Consider the following 9870-nt stretch of genomic DNA (forward strand, 5'->3'; position numbering starts at 1 on the left):
CGGGGACGCCACCCCGGGAGATCCTCACCGACGCCCGCGCCCGGGCCCACCACCTGCTCGACGGCCACGCGGTCGAGCTGCTGGCCGACCACCCCGTCACCGACCACGTCGAGCTCTACGGCCTGACCGGCGGCGCCCCCGCCGCCTACGGACAGATCGACGCCCTGGCACCCGGCGCGGTCGTCGCCGGGACGCTGCGCCCGCCGATCGGCCGGTACCTGCTGCTCGACCAGCCCGGTGACGCCGGGCCGTTGCTGCTCGACACCCGCCTGCTCACCGGCTGGACCCTCGCCCCGGCCCCCGGCCGCCCGGCATCGGGCCTGACCGTGCGGGCCCGGCTCCGCCCGCAGGAGGCGGACACCCAGGAGGCACTGTTCTGATCACCCCGCGGTACCGGCCGCGTGACGTTGCGGCGGGTGGTCTCACGCCCGAACGGCGTCGATCGCGGTCATCAGACGTCAATCGCGGTCCGGTCAACGGGGCCACCCGGAATCACCCGGAATCACCCGGAATCACCCGGGTTCGCCCGGTGCCGCCCCGGCACCCCACGGCCGCGGCGCCCGAGCCGGCCCGGCTCACGCCAGCTTGCCGCGCACCCCGCCCGGCCCCGACCGCGCCCGGCGCGAGAGCGGCGGCCGCGACGGCCGGACGTCGGCGCGCGCGGGAGGCGTCTCGTCCGCACTCCGCCCGGCGAGTGCGGACCGGGCCGCGGCCAGGGCCAGCCGCGCGAGCAGCGGGTCCTCGTGGACGCCCGCCGCCAGCTGACCGGCCTGGCAGTGCGTGCACCAGAGCGGGGAGGCAGGCCCGTCCGGGTACACCATCTGCTCCGGCGGCAGGTAGTGACTGCCGCACTCGACGCACTCGAAGAGCATCCTCATCCGACGATCACCGTCCCGGATCCGTGGCACCGACCGCATGGTGACCAGAAGGTGTAGAGCTTCGGCACCATGCTCCCTTCCTCGTCCAGTTCGACCGTGGCCTCGGTCTTCTGGGTCCCCCCGGACCCGCCACACCCGGTACAGGCCTGAACCTCGGGCATATGACCCTCCTTGACGCGGGGACCACCGTAGCGCGAAATTCCCGGTCCGAGCACCGGTCTGACGAACCACCACCCGTCCGGGGAGCGCGCGTCCGGGCCGCACGCCCCGCCCGCCACGTGCGCCCCGTGCGGGAGGGGCGCATCCTGCGCCGGACACGCGCTGGGCCCCCTCCCGAGGAAGGGGGCCCAGCGGGCGGCCGGCACCTGCGGAAGGGTCAGCCGGTCATGCTCCGGAGGAACTCGCGGTTCATCGCGGCGATGCTGGGCAGCGGAATGCCCTTGGGGCAGGCGGTGGCGCACTCGCCGGTGTTGGTGCAGCCGCCGAACCCCTCGGCGTCCATCGTGGCGACCATGTTCCGCACCCGGGACTTCCGCTCCGGCGCGCCCTGCGGGAGCACGTTGAGGTGGACCACCTTGGCGGAGGTGAACAGCATCGCCGAGCCGTTCGGGCAGGCCGCCACGCAGGCGCCGCAGCCGATGCACTCGGCGTGCTCGAAGGCCGTGTCGGCGGCCTCCTTGGGCACCGGGGTGGCGTGCGCGTCGGGGGCGCTGCCGGTGGGGGCGGTGATGTAGCCGCCGGAGCCGATGATCCGGTCGAACGCCGAGCGGTCCACCACCAGGTCCTTGACCACCGGGAAGGCCGCCGCCCGCCACGGCTCGACGTCGATGGTGTCGCCGTCCTTGAAGTGCCGCATGTGCAGCTGGCAGGTGGTCGTCCGCTCCGGGCCGTGGGCCTGGCCGTTGATGACCATGCCGCAGGCCCCGCAGATGCCCTCCCGGCAGTCGTGGTCGAAGGCCACCGGCGCGTCGCCGCGGGTGATCAGCTCCTCGTTGAGGGTGTCGAGCATCTCCAGGAAGGACATGTCCGGGCTGATCCCGCTGACCTGGTAGGTGGTCATCGAGCCGGCCGCGTCCGGGCCCGCCTGGCGCCAGATGCGCAGGGTGAGGTTCACGCGTAACTCCGCTGGGTGGGGTGGACGTGTTCGAAGTCGAGGTGCTCGCGGTGCAGCACGGGGGCGGTCCCGGTGCCGGTGAACTCCCAGGCGGCGGCGTAGCCGAACTCCTCGTCGCGCCGGGCGGCCTCGCCGTCCTCGGTCTGGCTCTCGGTGCGGAAGTGGCCGCCGCAGGACTCGGCGCGGTGGAGGGCGTCCAGGCACATCAGCTCGGCGAGTTCGAAGTAGTCGACGAGCCGGTTGGCCTTCTCCAGCGACTGGTTGAGCTCGGCGCCCGTCCCCGGCACCTTGATCCGGCGCCAGAACTCCTCGCGCAGCTGCGGGATCCGCGCCAGGGCCTGGCGCAGGCCGGCCGCGTCGCGGGCCATGCCGCACTTGTCCCAGAGGAGTTCGCCCAGCTCGCGGTGGAAGGAGTCGGGCGTCCGGTCGCCGTCGACGGCGAGGATCAGGTTGAGCCGGTCCGTCACCTCGGCCTCGGCCTCGGCGACCGTCGGGTGGTCGGCGGGGACGGCCGGCAGCGGGTGGCGGGCCAGGTAGTCGTTGAGGGTCGGCGGGAGGACGAAGTAGCCGTCCGCGAGACCCTGCATGAGGGCGCTGGCGCCGAGCCGGTTGGCGCCGTGGTCGGAGAAGTTGGCCTCGCCGATCGCGAACAGGCCCGGTACGGAGGTCTGCAGGTCGTAGTCGACCCAGAGCCCGCCCATGGTGTAGTGGATCGCGGGGTAGATCCGCATCGGCACCCGGTACGGGTCCTCGGCGGTGATCCGCTCGTACATCTCGAACAGGTTGCCGTACTTGGCGGCGACGGCGTCGCGGCCGAGGCGGTGGATGGCGTCGGCGAAGTCGAGATAGACGCCCTGGCCGCCGGGGCCGACGCCGCGGCCCTCGTCGCAGACGTTCTTGGCGGCCCGGGACGCGATGTCGCGCGGAACCAGGTTGCCGAAGGACGGGTAGATCCGCTCCAGGTAGTAGTCCCGCTCGGCCTCGGGGATCTCGCCCGGCGGCCGGGTGTCGCCCTTGGCCTTCGGCACCCAGATCCGGCCGTCGTTGCGGAGCGACTCGCTCATCAGGGTGAGCTTGGACTGGTGGTCGCCGGAGCGCGGGATGCACGTCGGGTGGATCTGGGTGAAGCACGGGTTGGCGAAGTACGCGCCGCGCCGGTGGGCCCGCCAGATCGCGGTGGCGTTGGAGTTCTTGGCGTTGGTGGAGAGGTAGAAGACGTTGCCGTACCCGCCGCTGGCGAGCACCACCGCGTCGGCCGTGTAGGTGGAGACGGCGCCGGTCACCAGGTCGCGGGCGACGATGCCGCGGGCGCGGCCGTCGATCACCAGCAGGTCGAGCATCTCGGTGCGCGGGTGCATCTCCACGTTCCCGGCGGCGATCTGGCGCTCCAGCGCCTGGTAGGCGCCGAGCAGCAACTGCTGGCCGGTCTGGCCGCGGGCGTAGAAGGTCCGGGAGACCTGGACGCCGCCGAAGGAACGGGTGTCGAGCAGGCCGCCGTACTCGCGGGCGAAGGGCACGCCCTGGGCCACGCACTGGTCGATGATCTCCACCGAGACCTGCGCGAGGCGGTGCACGTTGGACTCGCGGGCGCGGAAGTCGCCGCCCTTGACGGTGTCGTAGAAGAGGCGGCGGATCGAGTCGCCGTCGTTGCGGTAGTTCTTGGCGGCGTTGATTCCGCCCTGGGCGGCGATCGAGTGGGCGCGCCGGGGGGAGTCCTGGAAGCAGAACTGTACGACGTGGTAACCCTGTTCGGCGAGCGTGGCACCGGCGGCGCCGCCGGCCAGGCCGGTGCCGACCACGATGACGGTGTGCTTGCGCCGGTTGGCCGGGTTGACCAGCTTGGCGTCGAACCGCCGCTGGTCCCAGCGCTGTTCGATCGGCCCGCCGGGGGCCTTGTCGTCGGCGACCGGCTCGCCGACCAGGTAGTCGCTGTAGGGCGCTTGCGTGCTCAACTCACCACTCCGGTCATCACGGCCACGGGGACGGACAGGAAGCCCACGGTCAGCACCAGCGCCAGCCCGTTGGCGGTCAGCTTCAACGCCCGGTCGCGGCGGGCGTTGTTGGCACCGAGGGTCTGCGCGGCGCTCCAGAACCCGTGCCGGACGTGCAGGCCGACGGCGAGCATCGCCACGATGTAGACCACGCAGCTGTACCAGTTCGAGAAGGAGGCCACGATGTTCTGGTACGGCTTGCCCTGCTCGGCGTTGGGGTTCACGGTGAGCGTGGTCAGGTCGAGGATGTGCCAGACGATGAAGAGCGCCAGGATCACCCCGCCCCAGCGCATCGTGCGGGTCGCGTAGGTGGCCTTGCGCCGCTGGTGCACGTACTTGCCGGGCCGTGCGGCGAGGTCGCGCCGGCTGAGCTGGTACGCGGCCACGCCGTGGAGCAGGACGGCGGTGAGCAGGCCCACCCGGGCGATCCAGAGGAACCACTCGTGGCGCAGGAACGGCTCGCCGAGGGTGCGCAGCCAGTGCGCGTAGCCGTTGAGCTCGTCCGGGCCGAAGAAGACCTTGAGGTTTCCCAGCATGTGCGCGACCAGGTACAGCAGCATGACCAGTCCGCTGACGGCCATGACCGCCTTCTTGCCGACGGTCGACCGCCACAGGGTCACCAGGGTGGACGGATGCCGGGCCGTCCGAGTCGCGGTTGTCATGGCTGCAACGCTAGGGAGCGGCATCCCGGTACGTCCAAGACATGATGCGGCTCACTGCAATAGCCGGAGCCTATCGTCCACGCCTATCCTGGCCGGGTGCAGCTCCAGCAACTCCGCTACTTCCTCGCCGTCGCCGAGACCCGTCACTTCACCCGGGCGGCCGACGCGGTGCATGTCGCGCAGCCCTCGCTCTCCCAGCAGATCCGGGCACTGGAAAGGGAGTTGGGTGCGGAACTGTTCCACCGCACCCGCGGCAACATCGCCCTGACCGACGCCGGCGACGCGCTGTTGCCGCTGGCCCGGCGCATCCTGGCCGACACCGAGAGCGCCCGGCTGGCCGTGCAGGAGACGGTGCAGCTGCGCCGTGGCCGGGTGCGGCTGGGGGCGCCGCCGAGCCTCTGCACCAGCCTGGTGCCGGACGTGCTGCGGGTCTTCCGGGACCGCTACCCGGGGGTGGCGCTGGTGGTCCGCGAGGGCGGCTCGCGCGACCTGGTCCGGACGCTGGCGGCGGGGGAGCTGGACGTCGCGCTGATCATCACCCCGCCGAGCGGCGAGGAGTCCTCCGCGCTGCACGTCACCGAGCTGCTGCACGAGGAGCTGGTGCTGGTCGCCCGGTCCGCGCAGGGCCGGCGCCGCACGGTCCGGGTGACGGAGCTGCGCGGGCGCCCGCTGGTGATGTTCCGGGAGGGGTACGACCTGCGCGAGGCCACCCTGGCGGCCTGCCGGGCGGCCGGGTTCGAGCCGGAGTTCGCGGTGGAGGGCGGCGAGATGGACGCGGTCCTCGGCTTCGTCCGGGCCGGGCTGGGACCGGCCGTGCTGCCGGGCATGGTGGCGGCACGTTCGGGGCTGGTGGTCACCCCGTTCGCCGGTCCGGGGCTCGGCCGGACGATCGCCGTCGCGCACGGGCACGAGGTGCCGCTCACCCGGGCCGCGGCCGCGCTGCGCGAGACCCTCCTGGCCCACCTGCGCGACGCCGCCCGCGCGGGCGAGCTGCCCCCGGGGACCCGGCTGCTGCTGCCGTGAGCCCGACGCCGGGCGGAGCCGGTCGGCGGGTGGGGGTCGGTCGGCGGGTGCGGGCGTTGCGAGCCGGTGCTGCCGGCGGACGGCTGCCCCGCTCGTGGGGGCGAATGGTTGGCACGGTGTGCGAATCACCCAAATCGTGATCCAGCGGACCGGCCCGCCCGGAACCCGCTGTTCACGGGCCGCGTCCCAGGCAGTGCTCGCGGTGTCGTATGGTGCGTCGCCGCAAGAGCCGAGCAGGCAGTCAGGGGAGTACGAGGCGATGGACAGCGGGACGCAGCAGGACGGCAGACGGACCGGGGGCGGCAACGCCCCCGCCGACGAGGTCCCGGTGGTCGAGGACGAGCGGCCCTGGGAGCTCCCGGACTACCTCCACGAGCGGGACCTCGGCGCCGGTGCCAGCGGCCGGGTCGTGCTCGCCCGCCACCAGGAGACCGGCACCCGTGTCGCGATCAAGTACCTGCACGGCTCCGTCGGCACGTCCGGCCTGCGCGAGGAGGCCGAAGTCCTCGCGGCCATCGACTCCCCGCACGTCACCCGGCTCTACGAGTACGTCGAGGGCGAGCGCGGTTCGGCCATCGTCATGGAACTGGTGGACGGCATCGCACTGCGGGACCTTCTGCGCGCGGAGGGCGCCACCACGCCCGAGGCCGCCCTGGTGGTATTGAAGGGCTCGCTGCTGGGCCTGGCCGCCGCGCACCAGGCGGGCGTCGTGCACCGCGACTACAAGCCCGCCAACGTACTGGTCGACACCTCCGGCACCTCCAAGCTGGTCGACTTCGGCATCGCCGTCCCCGAGGGCGACGACGCCGACGTCTCCGGCACCCCCGCCTACATGCCGCCCGAGCAGTGGGCGGGGAAGCCCGCCTCCCCGGCGGGCGACGTCTACGCCGCCACCGTCACCTTCTTCGAGTGCCTCACCGGCGCCCGCCCTTACGGCGGTACCACGATCGCCGAACTCGCCGTCCAGCACACCGAGGCCCCGATCCCCGCGGAGCTGGCCCCCGACCCGGTCCGGCCGTTGATCCTCTCCGGCCTGGCGAAGGAGCCGGACGCGCGGCCCGAGAGCGCGGCGGCCCTGGTCGAGGAGCTGGAGGCCGTCGCGGCGACCGGGTACGGGCCGGAGTGGGAGGAGAAGGGCCGTCTCGACCTGACGGCGCTGGTGGCACTGCTCGCGCTGCTGCTCCCCGGGGCCGGCGGGGCGGCCGGCGGCACCTCGCTGGCCCACACCGTGCTGGGCGGCACCGAGGCGTCGGCGGGTGCCGAGGCCGCGAGCGTGTCGGCCGCGAGCCTGCCGGCTGCTTCCGCGTCGTCCGCGTCCGTGTCGGCAGCTTCCGTGTCGTCCGCGGCGTTGCCGTCCGCCACCATCCGGGAGCTGCTGGTCCGCCGCAGTGCGCGCCTCGGCGGTCGTGGCAAGGCGCTCGTGGGAGTCGTGGCCGGCACCCTGACCCTGGCCACGCTGGCCGGGGTGGCGATGGCCGGGGCCGCCGACGGCGGCGCCCACACGGTGGTGGGCGGCGCCACGCCGGAGGCCACCACCACGCTCGGCGCAGCCGGCCCCACGACGGGCGCCCCGTCGCCCGCGGCGAGCAGCGCCACGGACACCCCGAGCGCCGCGCCGTCCACGCCGGCGGCCTCGCCCACGGCCGGCTCCGGCAGCCCGACCGCCACCCCCGCGGCCACGCCGACCGGCAGGACGCCCACGCCCCCCGGCCCGCCAGTCGGCGGTGGAACCCCCAGCACCGGCCTTCCGCCGGCGCCGCCCGGAGGCGGACCCGTCACGGTGGCGCCGCCGGCCCCGCCGGTCGGCCCCGCCCCCACCGCCGCGGTGCCCACCCTCACCCCGGGCCCGGTCACCCCGACCCCGACCCCGACCCCGAGCGCCACCCCGACGGTCGCCCCGGCGACCATCGCGGTCAGCACGGTGAACCTGGACTCGCTGACCTGCAGCGGCCGGTGGAGCCTGACCGCGACGGTCACCGTGGTCGCCCAGGGCACCGGCAGCGGGACGCTGACGCTGAGCTGGTACCACAGCTCGGGCGGACGGGCGATCACCGTCGCGACCGACACGGTGGTGGTCCGCGACGGCCGCGCCACCGTCACCCGGGCGCACGACTTCGGCTCGGCCGACACCTTCCCGACCTGGGGCGTGCGCATCGGCACCAGCCCGGCGGCCGCGAAGCCGGGCAAGACCTCGGCCGAGACGGCCGCCTTCCTCTGCGACCCGCCCCGCTGAGCCCTGCACCACTGAGCCCTGCACCACTGAGTCCTGCACCGCTGGGCCCGGCCCCGCCGAGCCCCGCGCGGCACCCCGAACGCCTGTCCCCTGCCGGTCCCCGAACACCTCCTCCCCGCCTCACCCCCTGATCTGGAGAAGCCATGCCCGCGCCCAGCCCCGACTCCGCCCCGGTCCCGGTCTCAGTCCCGGGCACGGTCCCGGGTGCAGACGCAGACGCAGACGCAGACGCAGACCAGACCGTCCGGCTTGGTGCGGCTCCGGAGGCCGTGGAGGGGACGGTTCGGCTCGGTGCGGCTCCGGAGGTTGTCGAGGCGACCGTCCGGCTCACGCCCGCGCGGCCGACGGCGGAGGAGCGGACCGTCAAGCCGGCCCCGGACACCGCGGCGCCGGCCCCCGGTGGGCCCGACGCCGCGGCCACCGTACGGCTCGACGCCGGCGAGGCCGTGAGCGCGACCTTCCTCGACCCCCGGGCGTGGGGCGGCGCCGACGCCCCGGCGTCGGGGGAGACCGCCACGCACATCGACACCACGCCGGCGGGGGAGACCGTCACACGCGTCGACGCCCCGGGGCAGGACAGTGCCGTGCTGCCCGCCCCGGTGGATCCCGGCGCCACGCCGCGGCCCGGTCAGTCATCGGCCGGTCAGTCGTCGCCCGATGCCTCATCGTCCGGTGCTTCGCGGACCGAACAGCCACTCGCCCCGGGCGAGTTGCGGCGTTTCGGCCCCGGCGTCCCGCCGCAGGCCGCCGCGGTCTGGCACGGCGCCGCCGTCCCGGACGCGCAGCAGCCGCGCCGCCCCCGCCGGGTGGGGCGCTGGCTGGTGCCGGTGGCGGTCCTGCTGGCCGTCCTGGCCTTCCTGTACTGGCGGTTCGCGACGCCCGCCCTGGCGGTCACCGGCGTCGGTGTGACCACCGACCCGGCAGGCCCGGCCTGCGGCGGCACCGCGGTGATCACGGCCGCGGTGGAGACCAACGGCGGGACCGGCACCCTCCACTACCGCTGGCTGCGCAGCGACGGCACCACCTCGGGCGAGATCGCCCAGGACGTCCGCTCCGGCGCGCACCGCACCGACCTGGTCCTGCGCTGGAGCTTCGAGGGCCGCGGCGACCTCCAGGCCACCGCCACCCTGGAGATCCTCTCCCCGGACACCCGCACCGCGGCCGCGTCCTTCCCCTACCACTGTTCCTGAGCCCCCGGGCTCGCGAGGCGCACCTCAACCGGGAGGTGAAGGCGCCGGCCGGGGGCTCCCTTGAGCGAAGTTCAGCACCCAGAGCTCGTCCGCCGTTACTCAGGTCCGACGTTCCGGCTGGCCGCGACCGCAACGGCGCGATGCCCGGCTGGCAGGCCCCACTCCACGACGTGAAGCCTTGCCTGTTCGACCGCTGCACGTGTTACTCCCATGGCGGCAAGTGGGGTTGCTCCATAACGCTCGAGCCAAGCGAGGCGGCGGCGTTGCTCTGTGGGGTCCAGAGCATCCCAAGAATCGAGAGCGACTCCTGGCGTCGGCATACCTAGCACTTCCATCCGCACAGCGACGTCGTGGACGTACGGGAGTTCAGAGGGGGATCGCGCTAACGCCACCAGGCACCAAGCGGTCGCGTACGAGATCGATCCGTGGGCCCCCATCAGCTGGCAAGCCCGCCAATGCTGGATTGGCGCGAGCAGAAAACGTAAGCCTTGCCATCTCGTTCTGCGCTCCGTGCTCATCAGCCGGCATGCTCCTCGCTTGCCGAGCTGGATTGCTCAAGTTGCAGTTCTCGTTTCCGTTGCTCCTCCTTCAGTCGTTCGACGAAACGAGCAAACATCCGTAGCCGTTCATCCTCTGAGAGCGGGCGGGTTGGGTCACTTCCCGCATATTCATCGAGCATGAACTGCGAAGCATTGTAATGCTTCTCGATCTCATCTGCGGTCGACTGGAGATTGTAGCCCCTCTCCCTGAATTTGAAGTACCCCGTCACGCCCGCCGAT

Annotated in this window: 8 protein-coding genes and 1 pseudogene; 4 read left to right on the top strand and 5 right to left on the bottom strand. The window is 73.4% G+C overall.

Going from position 1 to position 9870, the window contains the following annotated elements; all coding sequences use genetic code 11:
* Positions 1–380: pseudogene (locus C2142_RS35290) on the top strand (DUF2797 domain-containing protein); the annotation flags it as partial.
* A 195-nt stretch (positions 381–575) separates the two neighbouring features.
* On the opposite strand, the gene C2142_RS35295 reads toward C2142_RS35290, so the two are convergent.
* The 4 genes from C2142_RS35295 to C2142_RS35310 all read right to left on the bottom strand — a co-directional run bounded on the left by C2142_RS35295 (position 576) and on the right by C2142_RS35310 (position 4645).
* Positions 576–878, bottom strand: a complete 303-nt coding sequence (locus C2142_RS35295) for a hypothetical protein (RefSeq protein ID WP_148646921.1) — start codon at positions 876–878, stop codon at positions 576–578.
* 376 nt (positions 879–1254) lie between these two features.
* Entirely contained in the window at positions 1255–1992 is a 738-nt protein-coding gene (locus C2142_RS35300) for a succinate dehydrogenase/fumarate reductase iron-sulfur subunit (RefSeq protein WP_148646922.1), read from the bottom strand.
* Positions 1989–3944: a fumarate reductase/succinate dehydrogenase flavoprotein subunit gene (locus tag C2142_RS35305; protein ID WP_148646923.1), complete on the bottom strand. Its 1956-nt coding sequence runs from the start codon at positions 3942–3944 to the stop codon at positions 1989–1991. Before C2142_RS35305 ends, C2142_RS35300 begins: the two co-directional genes overlap by 4 nt.
* Positions 3941–4645 carry a succinate dehydrogenase cytochrome b subunit gene (locus C2142_RS35310; protein ID WP_148646924.1) on the bottom strand — a complete coding sequence of 235 codons (705 nt, stop codon included), beginning with the start codon at positions 4643–4645 and terminating at the stop codon, positions 3941–3943. The genes C2142_RS35305 and C2142_RS35310 overlap by 4 nt, the downstream gene beginning before the upstream one ends.
* Positions 4646–4741: 96 nt before the next feature.
* Here C2142_RS35310 and C2142_RS35315 point away from each other — a divergent pair, with 96 nt between their 5' ends.
* From C2142_RS35315 to C2142_RS35325, 3 genes are all read left to right on the top strand, one after another.
* Complete coding sequence (locus tag C2142_RS35315) at positions 4742–5668, top strand: LysR substrate-binding domain-containing protein (protein ID WP_148646925.1); 927 nt, start codon at positions 4742–4744, stop codon at positions 5666–5668.
* Between the two features lie 259 nt (positions 5669–5927).
* A complete protein-coding gene (locus C2142_RS40925) occupies positions 5928–7901 on the top strand; it encodes a serine/threonine-protein kinase (RefSeq protein ID WP_241002978.1) in 1974 nt (657 codons plus the stop codon).
* A gap of 269 nt (positions 7902–8170) precedes the next feature.
* The gene (locus C2142_RS35325) at positions 8171–9091 is read left to right on the top strand and encodes a hypothetical protein (protein WP_148646926.1); all 921 of its coding nucleotides are present in this window, start codon (positions 8171–8173) and stop codon (positions 9089–9091) included.
* Between the two features lie 517 nt (positions 9092–9608).
* On the opposite strand, the gene C2142_RS35330 is transcribed toward C2142_RS35325, so the two are convergent.
* A partial coding sequence (locus C2142_RS35330; protein ID WP_148647221.1) for a hypothetical protein occupies positions 9609–9870 on the bottom strand: 262 nt, incomplete at its 5' end.

This window comes from Streptomyces sp. CB01881 (genome assembly GCF_002953255.1).
In the GTDB taxonomy this organism is placed as follows: Bacteria; Actinomycetota; Actinomycetes; order Streptomycetales; family Streptomycetaceae; genus Kitasatospora.